This window comes from Pseudomonas sp. FP2335 (assembly GCF_030687535.1).
GTDB lineage: Bacteria > Pseudomonadota > Gammaproteobacteria > Pseudomonadales > Pseudomonadaceae > Aquipseudomonas.
Window position 1 is genome coordinate 321420 of the sequence record NZ_CP117437.1, and the last position, 17577, is coordinate 338996.

A 17577-nucleotide genomic window follows, 5' to 3' on the forward strand; every position below is an offset into this window, starting at 1 on the left:
GTGATGGCGATGAAGAATGCGCATTTCAGCTCTGGGCATATGGGGGAGGTAGTTTTGTTGAATCAGTTGGCGGGTGTTTTTTTGAGAGGAAGAGGGCGGAAGGAAAGCTGATAGTAGGAAAGCGTCCAAAAAATGAAATTGGACGAATTTTGGACGGAGTGGGGTTTTTGGTGGTTTTAGGAGGAGTGTTTTTCTAAACCCCAGAAACCACAAAGCCCCGCATTGCGGGGCTTTGAGATATGGTGCGGCACCAGGAGTCGAACCAATCAATAACTTATTGATGACGGTCGTTATTATCTATGAGACTGCGTTTTTCTACCTCTAAAACTACCTCAAGACGTGCGCTCGCTTGTTGATAGCTATAAAAATAGGCACATCAGGATGCAGATGGCTACTTGGCACCCAAATCGTTGGCGTGCCGCAGGCCGTTCTCCGGAACGGTTACAGCCGTATCGCTGTGATCGCTGCTTTTATCACCCTTTGGAGTCGTTGGATTGTTGTGGTTGGTGCTGCGCATGAATCCCATGAGTTTTATGGCGATGCCTTCGTAAAGCACCTGTTTCGCTATTTATGGTCATGGACGCTCCGCGGCTTTAAGCCAGTCATTCATGCCGTCGACACCCAGAGTCAGCAGCGAATCCTGCGTCGCTACCACTCGCTGCAGCATGGCACCACCGTCTGACTCCTCCTGTTCTTCAGCCTGCGCGAAAAGGCGGGTTAGCAGTTGTGTGAGGTTGTTCTCATGGTCGTATAGATAGGGTTTTGTCTGTCGAACAAAATCAAGGTAAATCTCGGTCGCTTCTAATGCATACATTGGATCGCGAAGTGACATAGCGTTCAGCCATGCATCGAAGCCATAGATGTCGTTTCGTGCAGAATCAGCTTCTGTTCCTAGCAAGAACAAGCAGCGCCGAATTAGCTCAATGGGTACAGCAACCAGCGGCGTTGTCTCCTGGAAGAGGTTGCGGAATTTGCGGGCAACGGCAAGAGCATAATGATTCTCTGCATCCAAGCCGGCCTCAAGACCGGCAAGACACTGTTCCCGGTGCTGCTGAATGTTGTCGCTGTGAGTCCAAACGCTCGCCGCACCACACCACGCTTCGACGGTTTCCCCTGCGTTGATTTCTACGAGAAGGGAAGAAAACTCCAATCGTTTCGAAAGAGCTGCCAGTGCGGATATACGCCCCCAAGTCTCAAAATCCTTGTTGCTGCCTTCGCGATAAAGACGTGCTAGCCACAAAGCGACAATTTCGAATTTTTGGTAGCAAGCGTAATACAGGCTAGATTCGGCTATTGGCCAAAGTCCGGGGGATTTCTCCTGCATGGTAAGGCCAAACAGCTCCCAGCCAAGTTCAGGGTGATGGCTTTGCAAATAGGGCATACGCCGCAGCAATAGGGCGCGAATAGCGGGGTGCGGGTCTGCGGCAAATAGGCGCAGCGCATTCGGTAGCAATTGGGGCCACGGTACGCCGTTCTTTTCAAGTTGATTGGCCACGATCATCAAGGCTTCCGCTGCGTTCCCTTTGGCCATATTGATGCCAGCTGTGACCAAATCAACGGAGTCCCCTGAGATGGAGCTCTCCTCCTGTAGTGTCGAAAAATCCGCAGCCAAAGACACTAGCCGCGTAGCGTCCTGTGACAGTTCAACTACGTGCGCACAGCTCTCTATTGCTTTAGATGCGACGCGGTTGTGGTGCCAATGACTCGGATGCGCTTCCAGCTCATTCAGGATTTGCTGCACCAACGCTGCCGCATTGGGCTCATCTTTGGGTGACCAAGTGCCATTTACCTGCAAGTTGCCGTAGCGGTGAGCCAGGTAGGTCGCAATGCCCTCCATGAGGTCGTCTCGAAAGCGGTCCGAGATCCGCTCCCAGTTGGCTGATAAAAGACTCATAAAGCGGGTGGGGTGGCGCGAAGCCGCCTCACGTAATTGTGAGCCAACCTCTCTCTCTCCCCCCATCAGAAAGTCATCAAAAGGGCTACTGGCATGCGCTTTGTAGTGATTCAGCAGGCCCAGCACGGAGTCATCGCTTGCACCAAGAAACACCTCGAAAGAAAACGGTGCGCTAACCATTCCTCCACGCATGTGAATGTCCGGCTGGCGAATCAGAGGCCATATTTCTTTTTCGCACTCATCCAATACAGCCTGTGCGTCGGGTGAACGCAGATGGCAGGGGATGGTAAGAATTAGTTGCGCTTGATCTCGTAGCGCCCATGCATGGTGCTTCGGGTCAGTTGCAGTTTCCAGGTGAAGGGTTAAAACGGTCGAATGTATTGCGTCTTGCGTAGCCGCATCAAGGTGCAGAAAAGTGGTCTGTATAAGCGTGCCGAGTTCATACGACAAAGCGGATTCGAGCAGCTTTTTGTTGCAAAGCATGCGGCCAATCAAATCCAGGTTAGCGGTTGGTGCTGCCATGCACGCGAGGATGGCGAAATAGCGCAATGCGCCTTCTGTGCTGAAGCACAGACGTTCGCTGTTGCTTTTCCACCAATTCGATTGCGTGTTTGCGTGATGCACGATGGCGGTTTCAACGGCATCCAGCAGTATGCGTTCACTATCAAGGTGCCGGTGGTCGGTCTGGGTGTGTGCGTCGTTGTATGACGTTTGGTGTAGGAAGCCGCTCCAAAAATTTTTCGGAGCCTCGCCATAGCGTGAGTTCTTGATTTGGCTCCATCGCTCAATCGATGCTATAGCCAGGTCAAGCAATGCCGTGGACTTTCGCATTCGATCTGCGAGAAAACTTTTATTGCTTGCCCCAAACTCATGCGGTTGACAGTGCAGCTTTTTGTCAAAGCTATAGGCAAGCACATCTTCGTCGGTGACTTCGCCAGCGACATAACGCCACAGAACCGTATCATCCATACCGCCATCTTTTACGCAGCGCGCGAGTGCATGCCCGAGAAAGCTGTGTTCTTGCCTCGGTAACTTAAGCAATTCGACAAGCAAAGGCACAAGCATCGCCGAATGGTCTGCATGGACTTGCGTGATCGCATGTGCAATAGAATTTGTCAGCTGGGTATTATCCACCCCATCCAGTGCCAGTACCTCGGTCCAAAATGCGAACACCCCTACAGCATCGTCATTTTTCCATTGAGATACTCGGTGCACATGCATCGTTAACCCGTCAACATCGCGGGTATCTTTCAAAAACGGGACTAGATGCTTCATCCAGAAGTGATGCCATTCCACCCGAGCCGCCTGGGTGTAGATCACCTGAAAGACATCACGATGCTGGTTGCGCAGGTCGCGTATTAGAAGCCAGTCGTCATCGTGTGGGGGGTGTTCTGTAAAGGTTTCCGCCACAAGACGGCGAATATGGAAGGCATTGTTGCCTGTCAAAACAGTACGCAGCTGTTTTCGGAATTCGCGTCGATCTCCGGTTGTCAGCTGCGTGACAAAGCTGCGAATGCTGGGGCGCACAAAAGGCACGGGCGGTAAACGTTGTATGAATGCGTTCAAAGTAACAGCTTGGCGTACCGCGCCGCTGATCACCAATACGTCGAGCAGCGTCTGGTGCCCGAATGTCAGTTGCCCATCCTGCGTCTCATGCAGCACCTTATTACTGAGAAGTGCACGTTGAATATCTTGTGAGGCGGTGAATCGCTGACGTGGCACCGCAAGACTGCGCAACTTTAGCATTTCAGCCGCGATGGCTTCGATGGCTTGCATGGCGGCATCGCCCAGTGCGCTATTGGCCTGCACGATCGTGGCAAGGTAGCGCTGTGCCAGCGCTTGGCTGGTCACTACATTGAAGCTACCTCCTTGCTGCGCTAATTCAACAAACAAGGCCAATTCACGTGGATTACAAATCAATTCGCGCGTGGTCGTATCGGTGGCCGATGCGTCAATGCTGAGTTTTACGAGCAGCGGCGCTATCTCGGTATCCCATTCCAACGGCTGGCAGGTGATTTTTTTACCCCAACTGCGCTGGGCAATACGCCGATCGTAATGACAGTCAAAGTCGCGACAGGCAGTGACAACGGTAATGTTGGGAACCAGCAGCAGACGATCAATTTGGGCAAGGAAGTACGTAAGTACACTGTGTTCACGGGCAATGGAAAGTACATCTAACGAGTCGATCATTACGACCACGTGCGCATCTTCCGCCATGCGTGCCGCTCCTTCTACCCAATGTTCAGGCAGGCCTAGGGCTTGACGGTCTTGCGCAGTGACGATGTCGGCGAACTCGCGCGATTGAATGAACAGCGGCAGTAGGTTAGTGCGGGTTTGGGCGAGTTGTTCCAGTGCTTCTTGCACTGCCAGCATTACGCAGGTCTTGCCAGATCCCGGCAAACCGGTGAGCAAGATAGAGCCATGTTTGGCTTCAATGGCTTCGATGAGTTCGTTGACGGATGGATTCGAAACGCTTTCACTGCCAATATCTCTGCGCCATGACCGGCCAACGGCAGAAGTGCTTTTGAATGAAGTACGAACCTTTACCATGTCCATGGGAGGGGTCAGCAGCGAGCCTGCGTTGTCCAGCAAGACTTTCAGGTTGTCCTTTGTCAGTCGATGTTGCGTCGCGCTACTTTCGCCGTGGCCGCTAACGCGCATTCCGAGGTAGTCAAGGCGTGTCCATAGGGTGTTGTAAGCCGCTGAACCGTTGCTTACCAACCGCCACAAACGCTCGCGCAGAAATGCCTCCATGCGATCCAGTTCTGGACTGATTTCAAACGTCGTGCGTTGTAGGAACTGGTAGGTTGAAAGATTTGACGCCTGTTCGACAAGCAGACTTCCTAGTTCGGTATCTGACTCTTGGAGCGCCTTGCCCAGATTGGTTTGGTAGGTTGCTTCATCGGCATAGTTGGTGCTGTATTCCCGCAGTCTTGAGAGATCACCAAACGCGCTGCGCGAATAGAAGCGAATTTCCGCTGTCGGATCGCTAGTCAACAAGCTGATTGCCTTGCGCAATTCGTCGGCGAGGTCGGCAGTAGACCAGGCCTTATGCAGCGTCTGGTTTTTTTTGCATTGGCAGTAAATTTTGGTGCCATCTACTTTGCCGATCACCACATCGTCCACTGACCAGCTTACTGAATCTACTTCAAGCCACTGGTAACCAGGCTCCGAAAGAACGCTCAAAGCCCAGTCAAAGGCAACCAGCGTTTGGTAACCATCGCCTCGATTGGACTGAATACCTGCTTTGCTCATTTGCTTGTCCTATTTGACTACGACTGCCCCCCAGAACTATTCAGCAGCCGTGCCGTGCCGCACCTTATTTTTCCCGGCACGATTAGCCGATGCGCCACGCGATATTCGAATACGTCCACAACGCTATAAAAGTGGGGGGTAACCTTTTCTCGTGCGTAGCGCCGGCTGATGAAATATCGCGTCCGATGCCACATAACGTTGTAGTTCATTGGTTGCCAAAAGCGGTCTGGGGAAGTGAGCCGTTATCTGGCATAGATTGACCGTTAATATGGATGTTGTCACAGGGCATTCTGCAGGGCTGTCGAGCTTTAGCCAAGGAAGACCGAGCATGAGAACTCCACGCCTTCCCAGAGCAGGTCATGGCTGACCAGTGATCGTGATCAGTGGGTGGTGCTATCCTGCCATTCTCGCCGGACAGCAAAGTGGACGACGCCTGCTTTCCGTACTTGGCCGATCTCCGCTTGTCGCCCCTTTTTGTGTGCAATGATATAGATGTTGACTTCGCTTAGTTTGAAATGCCGTGGCTTACCTACGCGAATAGTGAGTAAATGCACGGTCAGCAGACAGTAATAGCGAGTTGACTCAGTTCGCTGGTTAAGGTGCTGATTTAGGCCTCGAAGTCAGGGGTAAGATACTAGTTTCCTATTTGCAAACTGATTTATAGAGTCTGCCTTAAATTTCTTTTGGCGCTCATTGTGTGCAGGTTTTTTTGTATTAACTAAGCTGTCAAGCAATGTGCTCTGGATTTTCGGTTCGTTTAAACTCAAGATAATTTCGACCATGCCGTGTGCATTGCTAACCCAGCTTTTTAATTCGTTGCTGTTGCCATAGTTATATTCGATCTCGAAGCCTGTTAAGTTAAAATCAAGATTGGTGTCTTGTTTTGATACTTTTACCTTAAAGTTACTCTCGGTGACTTTTTCACCAGGAGGAATATCTAGATAAAAAAGACTAGAATCATTAACTCCATCCACAAAGGGGTGCGCATAATCGATCATGTCTTGATTTTTCTTATATGATTGATTACATATCTTTCCGGAAGGTATTAAGTTTGACAGCGTTACTGCTAGAAATGGAAATTTTGTTCTAGGGTAAAAGTGATCAAGATCGGTTCTATATTTTACTCGCTTTCCTTGAGTTTGTATTGGTTCTTGGTTGCAGTATAGGCAAACATCTATTTTCCACTCGTCGACTATGTCGTGACCTATTTTTGCAGAGAGTTCTGGATAATTGAAAACGTCTGAAAAATCGTTTACCCAATCTGGAAAGATTTTTAAGTAGTCCTCGGTCGCGCGGGTGTTTCCTTGCGAGGTGCCTAGAATTAATTCCAGAATTTTTCTCTTGTCGCTAGAAGTGTTCGCCGATTTTAATTTAGCCAGAAGCCAGGCTAAATAGTGTTTGTCGTCACTTACCAAACCCTTCAGAAATGCCTTTGTTTCTTGATAGATGGCCTCAAGAACCTCTTTTTCTTTGGCTGTGCGCGCGCCAAACTCTTTAATATTTTCTGGTACTGGCACCCCCCGTAGTAAAAGCGATGGCCAATACCTATCTGCAAGTACAGGTAAGGTAAGGTATACTTCATCTATATAGTGCAGGAGTTCGCCAGGCTCGCAATTTAATATGTTTTCAATTTTTAAATCGTGAAAGTATTGTTTGAATTTTTCTGTGTGAGGTGCGGGGATAGTCAAAATAAAATCAGCCATTCGCTGTTTTGTTCGAGAAACAATTTCCTTTTTGTAAATTTCTTGTAGTTCATTGCTGGTAGTAAATTTGAATTTAATCATTTTTTAGCAAAAACTCCCTGACAAACTTATTGCCCATAGAGTTGACCAGTTCTCTATCCAGGTCGCTTAAGCTTTGAGTGTTTGCGTTCTGCATTAGGGATACGATTGCCTTTCTAGAGTGCTCGCCGATGGTTGATTCTATATGCATTCCATCAATGAACAAATTTGTTATATTGGTTCCGAAGCCTAGAGAGTCTTTAACTCTCACTACGCCGTCCTGATCTTTGAATAAAGAAACTATATCTTGAGGAAGGAAGTCACTTACTATTATCGGAGAGTGGGTAGTGAACAGCAATTGGGGTTTTGATGAGCGCCAGTCCAGCCTGTCCAAAAGATTTAAGTATGAATCTAGAAAAGTTCTTTGCCACTCCGGGTGCAAGTACAAATCGGCCTCATCGATCACAATTATGGGATGACGATATTTTGAGCCCGTAGAACAATTGTAGGTTTCTGAAAATAGATGAGAGCGGGCCATCTCTCCGGTGCTGACTCCGCGCCAGCCCCAGCTTATATTTGATAAAAGATTGCGAGGTAGCATTGATGCTAAATGTACTATTTTGCTGACAGGTTCGAATTCTTCAATTAGTACGATAAGGGATCCGGAATCGTTAATTTCAGTCCTGCGATTCCGGAGCGACTCAGCAATATCATTGAGGAGATCTTGTAAGGACTCGAATCTTTCATGCATGCTATCGACATCAATAGGTCGAGATTCGAAGTCGTAGCGGGCGCTTTCGCTAAAACTTTCCTCTAGAGATATTGTCCAGTTCTCTTCATACCTCAGTGCCTCCAAAGCCTGCAGAATGCACTCGCTAATGTCTGTATTTTTCCTGAAAAGATGACTTTTTAAGAAGTAGAAAATCAGCATAGCTAGAACTGGCTTTCTTTGATCTCCGCCTACTTGAGCTGCCAGCTCTACAAATAGTGAAACCAAATTAAGCTCAATCAAATAAGTGGTGACTTCTATTGTGCTATTGACAGAGCGTTTTAAGTTGCGAGTTTCTTCAAAATATAGAAGTGCTTTCCGGAATTCATTTTGTGATTCCGTTTCCAAGAGGTCAATAGGAAATACTGCACTCATCTTATTGCTAGAGTTGTCGAAAGTGAACTCAAACCCAACATCTTGAATCAGATTGTTTTCTGTCTGATCCCATCTGTAATAACTCAGTAAATTTTTGAAGTATTTCTTTCTCTGGCTTTTCGTTCTGGCGTATTCTTCTAGGGATCTCTCTTGAATGAGAGGGTGCCGATGTTTTCTGCCATATCCGAATTTTGCTTGGGCCGAAGATACGTTGTTTATTTTGATTAGGCTGATATTATGATTTTTGGCAAAAACTTCGTAATCATCATGGCGTTCGAATGGAATAGCGCAACCGAAAACGCTATAGTTTATTTGACAAATATGAAGGCTGTTAGCGTCATCTAAAAAAATTAGCAGCCCACTTGAGTCCGTAGGAAAGTAAGCGCTCTCAATAAAATCTAGTACGGAGCTTTTTCCAACGCCATTGGCGCCAATTATTGCTGAGCAATGATAGTTGCGATAGTAGATTGTAGTGTCACGGCGAAAACTAACATCAACTATTTGGTCTTTAACAAGGCACTCCGCCTTACCGCCTAAAGAGATGTTTAAATTCCGTACTGCTTTGTGCTCTTGTATGTATACATGAATTAGATTCATATTATAAGCCGAAGTAATTATGCCCAGCCGATGAAGAGCTTGTTGGTTTAACTTCCTATCAGCTTGAAGTCAAGGGTGATGACGTCTCTCCGTTTGAATTTTCTTTCTTGCCGAGAATCTGCTTGATTATCGCGCTCGCTTGTGGAGTTAGTGGGAGTGTAATATATTGCAGAGCATCATCAACGACAATTGGCTTTCCCGCTTCCGAATCAAAATAGCCAATAGCCTCAAGATTTACGCTGCACTTAAAGACGCCCTGTGGATCAGTAATGTCCACACTTTTCAAGGACAAAGCGCTAAGGCGTGTGGGTTGAAATCGCTCGCTGATCGTGTAGCCGCCAAGGTTAACGAAGTCGCTGAATCCGTCTATTTTTTGTGATCCGACAGGCAAGTTCCCGTTAATTACCTGCTGAATATCTCTTATTGATACAGCGATATTTTTTTTTGCTGCAGTAGCGAGGTGAGTAGTAACTTTTTCAACAATCAATAGTCGCCGTTGAGAAGGGATGGACGGGTCATCAAGGAAAGCGCGTACAGCTGTGTTTACTTGGTCAACACTATCTTTGTTTGGGATGTAGTCAGTGCAGCCAAATGCATCTTTTAAGAAAGCACTTCTGGATTTTCCGGTAATAAACTTTAGATAAGCGTCCCCTTCATTGTCAGGGTACATTTCTTTAAATAGAGTTAAGTCGAACATTGCAGCGTGGCGCAGTTCGCTTGTATTTATGCTGGTCAAGTCTACGGGCTGCAGGTCTGAGTCGAAATCAAACCCATCTTGTTTTCCGACAAGTACAGCTAGGAATCGACCAATATCATCTGCATCATTCCTAGTTTTATAGTGTACCATTACCAAGTGGCCAAGAGTCAGGCTCCCACGAGTTGGCAAATTTGCTTCTCTACATACATTGTCAACGAACGTCTTGACCGTGCTATCAAAGTCGAGATCGTTATTTACAAAGCCCAACAAAGTTTTGGGAACTAGTTGCGTTTTGTCAGGTGGGAGATATCCGTGGAATTTGTTATTTTTTGCAAACTTTCGCTCAATGACGTTCACAAATTCCAGTGCGGTATCCTTTGTTAGATCCCAGCTAGTTCCTATTTTTGCATCGTAGAACACTGTGCTGCCGATTCGGTCCTTAAATAGGTCAGCCGTAATTGCACTCATTACTATCATTTCTGACAGGGACGTTTCACCTGCTTCGTGTGGCTGAAGGTTTTCCACGGAGATGTTCATACTTAAGTTCCCTCTAAAAGTATACGAATGAGAAATTGCAGAAAATATCAAAAATTGCTAGCCGTTGTAGTCGATCTCTCGGAACGCTGCTGGCTGATCGCCTGTATGCCGTAGCGAGAGTAGCCTCCTGCTATCATTAAGCCAATGCCTAGACGCGGTTATCACCATCTGCATTTTCTCATCCGACCTTCGTCCGTGTTTCCCAATGACGCGAAACGCTCCCTTTTCGCGGATCATTGGCTGTGAGGCGGGTGAGGTAGCCGCTACCGGGTCCGTTCCAAATGTCTGGATATTCAATCGAGGCCGGCTTCGACTGGTGCCGAATATCGGCTAATGTACGAACTTCCAGGATTTCCCTAGGCGCAGCGTGATAATGCCTATGGTGAGCAGGTAGTAGTAGCGCGTCGATTTCGAAAGCGTGTCGAGGTGGTTATCCACAAACCAAGCAAGATGTTTTCTCTGCCAAGCCCATGGGCTATCTAGGTGCCAGCGACTGGCAATCGCGACTTGGATCAGATTGGCCTGCCGGATGTGACGTGTGCGTGTTGCATGCGCCCCGGTAAGTACTCCTCCTAGAAACAGCTCCATATCGAATTGTTTGGTCATGCTCGACCACCAATATAGGCTGATACCACGTCGATTCGACCGTGCCCGAGTTCGTGGCTGATTTGTAAGCGTGCCACCTGATCAAGGTCTGGATCTGTCCAAGAGCAATTGCCACCGTTGATGGGCGCTTTGTAATTCGTGATCTGCATATAGCGTTCGCAGGCGTACGCTGCACGCATTTCATGAAAGCCCTTCAGGTTTTGCCCATGGAGAATCTCTCGAGCTGGGCGCACAACACTCCGTTGGAAATCGAGATAGCTTTCGTTATGTGCGAGTAGATTCCGACTACCGTTGGGTGCTATCTGTTCCGCATACCTCAGTGCGGCGCGAATATGCTCATCCACATTAATCCATCGTGGCGCTCTGGCTCCTCCGCGGCCGCCTTTAGTGCCGTCTTGGATGTTGATCCTGCCGAGGTGATTGGCTTCGCGTTTTAGGCGCGGCAGATCGGCCAATATGGCTTCGCGTAAACGCATACCGGTGGTGCGGGCTAATTGGGCTATGGCGGCTGCACGAGGGTATTGTTCGCGAAGTGCTTCGACGATACATGCCACCTGGTCGCGATCTTGGCCTTGGGGAGCCGCTGTCCGAACGGAGGTCCGCTGCATTCCCAACGTCTTGCGTGGGCTCGGCACTTTTACGTACTGATCACCGCGAAGCGCAGCCATCGTCCGGTTAACGCTGGACAATCGGTTCTGCGCGGTGGCGATGGCTAGGTCACCGCGCTCGACCAAGCTGTGGAGGTACACTGCATAAGCCAACAAGGTTTGCCGATCAATCTGTCGCGCATCGTTGTACCCTGGCCCATCGTCCGATCGACACCAGCGGACGAAAGCCTGCCAGCGATCGCTGTGCGCTTTGACTGTGCCGTAATGGCCGCCGCCAAACATGTCTTTCAACGCCTGCGGCCCGGCGTAGCTCAGTTGCCGGCCATAGCCGAAGTTGCGTCCGTTGTGTCTACCTAATAGTGCCATGATCGAACACCTCTCGAAGCCAAAATCTTTAAAGCCTCCCCCACGTCATCCCGCCACGAATGTTGAGTGTTATCAGGGATCAAGGCCCCTGCGACCTGTGAGGGTTGTCCACTAACGCGGGACTGGCGGCTCTTTACGACCGGGAGCTTGGGCATCTCATGATCTGGCCTCCTGAACACTTCCGAGGAAGTGGGCGGGTGGGGGCTGCATCGGCTGACGAAACCAACGCCGCGAGATCCTGAGTCAGGTAAAAGCAGTGAAGCGATGACCGGGGCATGCCTGACTGTCAGTCAGGTGCAGTCCATTCCGTGGGCTGCGGCACCATCATCGGCATCGCTGTTGCTGGTGACTTCGGTGTTTGTCACGCCGATTGTCACGAGGGGGAATGCCGCAAAGCCTTGTACGAGTTGGGCTGCAGCAGCGGTACGAGCGCCCGTCTCTTTCTGGAAGAAAGAGACGGGCGCAGGTTGGCGCAAGGAAATGGCCAAGCGGATAGGTTGCCGCAGGGCAGCTATGAAAGGGGATGAGTTGCCGCAGTGGGCACACTGGTAAAAGTAGGCATCCATCACATCGCTATGACCGTGCGAGCCGCCGGACGCTAATCGCACTTTGGGAGAACCAGCACGGTGTGGCGTAGCCTTAAAGGTTCTGGCTACCTGGGTTGCTGTCAACGACAGCGCTTTGCCCGATCTTTTCTACGCCTGTGGATAATTCGGGTTAAGGCTCCAGTTCTTGGGAATTCTGCTGCTGTGGATGAAATTATCCACCGGTGGAAATCTGTGGTTTTCCACAGACAGTTGCGTGGGCTTTAGATTTTTTAAGTGAGGTCCATCCAAACAGGGCGGCTTTGCAGCCCTGTTTGGATGGACCCGCGTGGACAAACGGATCACTGAGATATGAAGACCGAGCGCTTACTCGGTTGCGCCACGTTTTGCTTTTAGGCGAGTGACGTTCGCTCCGGCCTGGTTCGCGAATTCGTGTGGAGTGACATGCTCCTGCCGGTTGGTCTCCAGGTACCGGCTCCACCAGTTCATGATCAGCCTGCGCTCCTCAATAAACTCGGCCTTGTGGATGTAAGCGGCACGGACGTTGTTGCGCTTCTTGTGGCTCATCTGCCGTTCAATGGCTGTCTCCGACCCCAATCCTGACTAGATCAATGCGCTGCAGGCCATCGAACGAAACCCATGCCCGCAGATACCGGTTTTGGTGCCGTATCCCATCGCCCGAAGCGCGTTGTTCGCGGTATTTCCGGACATGGGTTTCCAGGGTTTGGCATCGCCTGCGAAGACCAATGCGAATTTGCCTGTGAGTGGAAAATCGGGGTCAGACCACGATTTTCGCTATTGAATTGAACGAGTGGTGTGACGCCTATTCCCTGGGGAAAGCGCGGGATATTGCGCGGGCGATTGTGCATTTGGAGTCGGCTGGGTTTGTGACGGGGGAAATTCTGCATGTGGACGGTGGGCAGAGTGCTGGGCACTAAGCGATACGGCTTAACGAAAAACGCCCCGGGCCGTGATGGTTCGGGGCGTTTTTGGGTCTGTCGGAGTTAACTGGCTGCGGGCGCAATTTGTTCCAACGCTCGATCTGCCAGCATTGAACTCAACTCGATCAGTTGCTGAATCCCCAATGCCACAGCCCTTTGTGATCCTTCCAGTTCAAATGCCAGATTAGAGACCATCTCGTTGGCTGATGAGAGGGTTTCTGCGGCATTAGTAAGCAGTGTTTCGGTATCAACGCCGGGCGAAACGGAGAACAGATTACCGCCTGGACGCGCCGCAGGTTCTGCGCCGTCTGATGGGGGCAAGTAATGATCAATCGCCCGCTGCGCAGCGGCATGAAGCTTGGTGTCGATTGGGGCTTGAGGCGGGTTGGGTGTGACCTTGAACATGGCGAAGCTCCTTTAGCGATTCAGAAACTGCCAATCTCACTTCCACATGAGGGTGGCAGCTGTGCGCAGGTGTGGAAGACCGGGGCTAAAGGAACCCGGCGCACCGAAGTGCCCCGCACACAGCCGCCATAACACAAGAATACAGGCGAAAAAAAACGCCGGCAGGTGTTCATGGGCGTTTGAGCGCCTTTAGCCATAGTACGGACTTCCACATCCGGCCGCTGATTTTGCTGCGGCTGGGGGAGGTTAGCGGGGTGGAGGATAGGGAGGCAAGCTGATATGGGTGTACGAAAATTCGGGGCCGCAGCGGCATGTGCTCATGAGTTAGCTCTCTTTATGGATACGCCATAATTATTGGCTACCCATAATTCTGCATAAAACTCTGAAGGCGGGACTTCGCTACAGGAGTTGCGATTTCTGGAGGCTCACCGGCTTGTTTAGCTGGGGCGCCAAGCGTAGACAGAATATGAACATCCCAGAAACAACAAAGCCCCTGCATTTCTGCAGGGGCTTCGTTTTGTATGGTGCCGGCACCAGGAGTCGAACCCGGGACCTACTGATTACAAGTCAGTTGCTCTACCAACTGAGCTATACCGGCGTGTTGGGCGACGATTATAGCGACTGCCAAGGTTCTGTAAACCCCTGAAATCTGACTATTTTTGCGAAAACCCCAGTTTTCCCATCGTCACCCGGTATTTCCCCGCAATCACCGCTCGTGCATCGCCTCGGCCCGGGACTTGATGATCGGTTTGAGCAGGTAGCTCAAGATGCTCTTCTTGCCGGTGATGATGTCCACCGAGGCCACCATGCCGGGGATGATCAGCAGTGGCTTCTCGTCCGTGCCCAGGTGGCTGCGGTCGGTGCGCAGTTTGATGATGTAGAAGGTGTTTTTCTTCTCTTCGTCCATCACGGTGTCGGCGCCGATCTGTTCGAGTTTGCCTTTGAGGCCACCGTAGATGGTGTAGTCGTAGGCGGTGAATTTGATCATGGCTTCCTGGCCGGGGTGCAGGAAGGCGATGTCTTGCGGGCGGATTTTTGCTTCTACCAGGATCGTGTCGTCCAGCGGGACCACTTCGGCCATGTCGCTGCCAGGCTGGATCACGCCGCCGACGGTGTTGACCAGCATCTGCTTGACGATGCCGCGCACGGGCGAGGTGACCATGGTGCGGCTGACGCGGTCTTCCAGGCCCTTGGAGGTGGCTTGCGCCTTGCTCAGCAGGGTGCGCGCTTCGTTCAGTTGGGCGAGGGCCTCGCTGCGGAATTTGCCGCGGGTTTCGTCGATTTTGCGTTGCACTTCGTTGATCGCCGCCTGGGCACGGGGGATGGCCAGGGTGGTGCCGTCGAGCATGCCGCGGGTTTCAACTTCCGAGCGCTTGAGGCGCAGGACTTCTACCGGAGAAATTGCGCCCTGTGCGACCAGCGGTTCGGACATGCCGATTTCCTGGCGCAGCAGGTTCAGGCTGTTGCGGTACTGTTCCTGCTTGGAGCTGAACTCGCGTAGCTCCTGCTGGCGTTGCAGCAGCTGTTGTTGCAGCCCGCCCACTTCATCGGCCAGTTGCTGGCGGCGGCTGGCGTACAGCGATTCTTCGCTCGACACCTGATTGGGCACGGCCTTGCGCGCGGCGTCGGTGATCTTCAGCGGGCGGTCGTCGACTTCCGCGCTGAGACGTTCCACACGCAGCTCCATGGATACGCGTTCGGCTTCGGTTTCGCCGACGTTGGAGGCAAAGCGCGTGTCGTCCAGGCGGATCAGCGGCGCGCCGGCTTCGACGATCTGGCCTTCGTGCACGTAGATCTGGGCGACGATGCCGCCCTCCAGGTTCTGGATCTTCTGGATGCGCGAGGACGGAATCGCCTTGCCTTCGCCCTTGGTCACTTCGTCGATGATCGCGAAGTGGGCCCACAGCAGCAGGAACACGAAAAAGCCGATCACGCCCCAGATGGTCAGGCGCACGATGCGCGGGGCGTCGTCGATCAGGGCTTTTTCGACTTCGGGCAGGGGCTGGCCATCAAGCGAGGCGCTGCCCTTGAAGTAGCGGAAGATCACATCTTTCCAACGGCCTGGGCCGGACTTAAGCAACACTGATCTGCCCCTTTTTCAGCGCTTCCATAACGGCCGCTTTTGGACCGTCCGCGAGTATCTGGCCACGGTCGATCACCAGCAGGCGATCCACCAGGCTCAACAGCGAGGCGCGGTGGGTGACCAGAATCACCGTCTTGTTTTCGATGACGGCTTGCAAGCGCTGTTTCAGGCGCTCTTCGCCAGTGTTGTCCATGGCGCTGGTCGGTTCGTCGAGCAGCAGGATCGGTGGGTTCAGCAGCAGCGCACGGGCCAGGGCGACGTTCTGGCGTTGACCGCCGGAGAGGTTCTGCCCACGCTCGCCCACCTGCAACTCATAGCCTTGCGGGTGCAGCCTGGCGAACTCGTGCACGCCGGCCAGTTCGGCGGCTTGCAGCACCATTTCGTCGTCCACGTAGCGCGCACCCGAGACCAGGTTGTCACGCAGGGTACCGGCCAGCAGCTGGATGTCCTGGGCGACGTAGCCGATGTTGTGGCGCAATTCGCTGACGTCGATCTGGCGGATGTCTACGCCGTCCACCAGCAACGAGCCGGAGTCCGGCTGGTACAGGCCCACCAGCAGCTTGGCCAGCGAGCTTTTGCCCGAACCGCTGCGGCCGATGATGCCGATTTTTTCACCGGGACGAACGTTCAGGTTGATCCCGTGCAGGGCCTGGTTCTGCTGGTCCGGGTAGGTGAAATTGACGTCGCGGAAGGTCATCGCGCCTTGCAGCGTTTTACGGCTGAGGGGGCGTTCGTCGAAGTTGCGTTCCTGCGGCAGTTCCATCATCTGGTCCACCGAGACCATCGTCACCTTGGCTTGCTGGTAGCGCGTCAACAGGCCCGACAGCTGGGCCAGCGGGCCGAGTGCACGGCCGCTGAGCATGTAGCAGGCCACCAGGCCGCCCATGCTGAGGGTGCCGTCGATGATCTGGTACACACCAAAGATGATCATCGCCACGCCGGCCAGTTGTTGGATCAGCAGCGTGATGTTCATCGCCAGGCCGGACAGCACCTTGACCCGCAGTTCCAGGCGGCTGAGGGTGCCAATGGTTTGTTCCCACTGGTACTGGCGCTCGCTTTCGGCGTTGTTGACCTTCACCGCATCCAGCCCGGCGAGGGTTTCGATCAGGCTCGACTGGCGCTCGGCGCCCAGGGCCATGGTGCGTTCAAGTGTCGCGGTCAACGGTTTTTGCAGGAAGTGCCCGATGCCCAGGGCCAGCGGGAAGGCGACGATGGGAATCCACACCAGGTGGCCGCCCAGCAGCGCGATCACCGCGAGGATGATCAGGGTAAAGGGCAAATCGATCAGGCTGGCGAGGGTCAGGGACGTGAGGAAGTCACGCATCCCCTGGAACTCGTGGATGTTGGACGCATAGCTGCCGACGCGCGCCGGGCGCATTTTCATCGACATGCCGACGATGCGTTCGAACAGCGTCGCGGAGATGATCAGGTCGGTTTTCTTGCCCGCCAGGTCCAGGCACAGGCTGCGCATGCTCTTGAGCAGCAGGTCGAACAGGTAGGCGCCGCAGATACCGATGGCCAGTACCCACAAGGTGGCGGTGGCCTGGTTCGGTACGACGCGGTCATACACGTTCATCACGAACAACGGCGCGGCCAGGGCGATCAGGTTGATCACCAGGCTTGCGGCGATGGCGTCGGCGTACAGCCAGCGTGAACGTTTGAGGGTGTCTTTGAACCACGAGCGTGCGCGTGGAATCAGGGTGCCGCTGGTGACGTCAAATTTGTGCTGTGGCTGGGCGAAGAACACCCGACCACTGTAATCCTGGCTCAGCACTTCTCGGCTGACTTGCACCTCACCGCCGTCGCTTTCGCTGAGCAGCAGGCGGGCGGTATCACCCTCCCAACCCAACAGCACCGCACTGCGGCCTTCCTTTAATAGCAGCAAGGCCGGCAAGGCGATGGACGGGATCTGCTCCAGCTTGCGCTGTAGCAACCGCCCCTGCAAACCCGCCCGGGCTGCTGCACGCGGCAGCAGATCGGCGCTCATGCGTTGGCCTGCCAGAGGCAGGCCAGTGGTCAGCATGGCCCGGCTGGCGGGCTTGTAATGCAGGGAGCAGAGAGCCAACAACCCATCTAGCAATGGGTCGTCGTGCTGAGTGCGCGGGTCATGGTTGAGTTGCGCCACACCAATTTCAGGATCCAAGCTGACTCTCTCTTAAGCGGTTTTGTGGTTCAACG

9 protein-coding genes, 1 tRNA gene and 2 pseudogenes are annotated in these 17577 nt (G+C 52.4%); 1 reads left to right on the top strand and 11 read right to left on the bottom strand.

Annotated features, from left to right (window positions below; genetic code table 11):
* Positions 1-574: 574 nt before the first annotated feature.
* The 7 genes and pseudogenes from PSH81_RS01435 to PSH81_RS01465 all read right to left on the bottom strand — a co-directional run.
* Positions 575-5149, bottom strand: coding sequence for an AAA family ATPase (locus PSH81_RS01435; protein ID WP_305391883.1), 4575 nt, complete (start codon positions 5147-5149; stop codon positions 575-577).
* A 620-nt stretch (positions 5150-5769) separates the two neighbouring features.
* Positions 5770-6933 (bottom strand): hypothetical protein, encoded by a 1164-nt coding sequence (locus PSH81_RS01440; protein WP_305391884.1) that lies wholly within the window; start codon positions 6931-6933, stop codon positions 5770-5772.
* The gene (locus tag PSH81_RS01445) at positions 6926-8611 is read right to left on the bottom strand and encodes an AAA family ATPase (protein ID WP_305391885.1); all 1686 of its coding nucleotides are present in this window, start codon (positions 8609-8611) and stop codon (positions 6926-6928) included. Before PSH81_RS01445 ends, PSH81_RS01440 begins: the two co-directional genes overlap by 8 nt.
* A 58-nt stretch (positions 8612-8669) precedes the next feature.
* Positions 8670-9845 carry a nucleoid-associated protein gene (locus PSH81_RS01450; protein ID WP_305391886.1) on the bottom strand — a complete coding sequence of 392 codons (1176 nt, stop codon included), beginning with the start codon at positions 9843-9845 and terminating at the stop codon, positions 8670-8672.
* Between the two features lie 330 nt (positions 9846-10175).
* Positions 10176-10451 carry a hypothetical protein gene (locus PSH81_RS01455; RefSeq protein WP_124431124.1) on the bottom strand — a complete coding sequence of 92 codons (276 nt, stop codon included), beginning with the start codon at positions 10449-10451 and terminating at the stop codon, positions 10176-10178.
* Positions 10448-11425, bottom strand: coding sequence for an integrase domain-containing protein (locus tag PSH81_RS01460; protein ID WP_305391887.1), 978 nt, complete (start codon positions 11423-11425; stop codon positions 10448-10450). The genes PSH81_RS01455 and PSH81_RS01460 overlap by 4 nt, the downstream gene beginning before the upstream one ends.
* Before the next feature lie 911 nt (positions 11426-12336).
* Positions 12337-12735 (bottom strand): annotated as a pseudogene (locus tag PSH81_RS01465) (tyrosine-type recombinase/integrase); the annotation flags it as partial.
* Positions 12736-12800: 65 nt separating this feature from the next.
* On the opposite strand from PSH81_RS01465, the pseudogene PSH81_RS01470 reads away from it, so the two are divergent.
* A pseudogene (locus tag PSH81_RS01470) lies at positions 12801-12908 on the top strand (3-oxoacyl-ACP reductase); the annotation flags it as partial.
* Between the two features lie 66 nt (positions 12909-12974).
* Here PSH81_RS01470 and PSH81_RS01475 read toward each other — a convergent pair.
* The 4 genes from PSH81_RS01475 to PSH81_RS01490 form a co-directional block, all read right to left on the bottom strand.
* Entirely contained in the window at positions 12975-13316 is a 342-nt protein-coding gene (locus PSH81_RS01475; protein WP_305391888.1) for a DUF6124 family protein, read from the bottom strand.
* Positions 13317-13838: 522 nt separating this feature from the next.
* Positions 13839-13914, bottom strand: a tRNA-Thr gene (locus tag PSH81_RS01480).
* A 108-nt stretch (positions 13915-14022) separates the two neighbouring features.
* Positions 14023-15399, bottom strand: a complete 1377-nt coding sequence (locus tag PSH81_RS01485; protein WP_226456766.1) for an HlyD family type I secretion periplasmic adaptor subunit — start codon at positions 15397-15399, stop codon at positions 14023-14025.
* Positions 15389-17542 (bottom strand): type I secretion system permease/ATPase, encoded by a 2154-nt coding sequence (locus PSH81_RS01490; RefSeq protein WP_192298430.1) that lies wholly within the window; start codon positions 17540-17542, stop codon positions 15389-15391. Before PSH81_RS01490 ends, PSH81_RS01485 begins: the two co-directional genes overlap by 11 nt.
* Between the last annotated feature and the right edge of the window lie 35 nt (positions 17543-17577).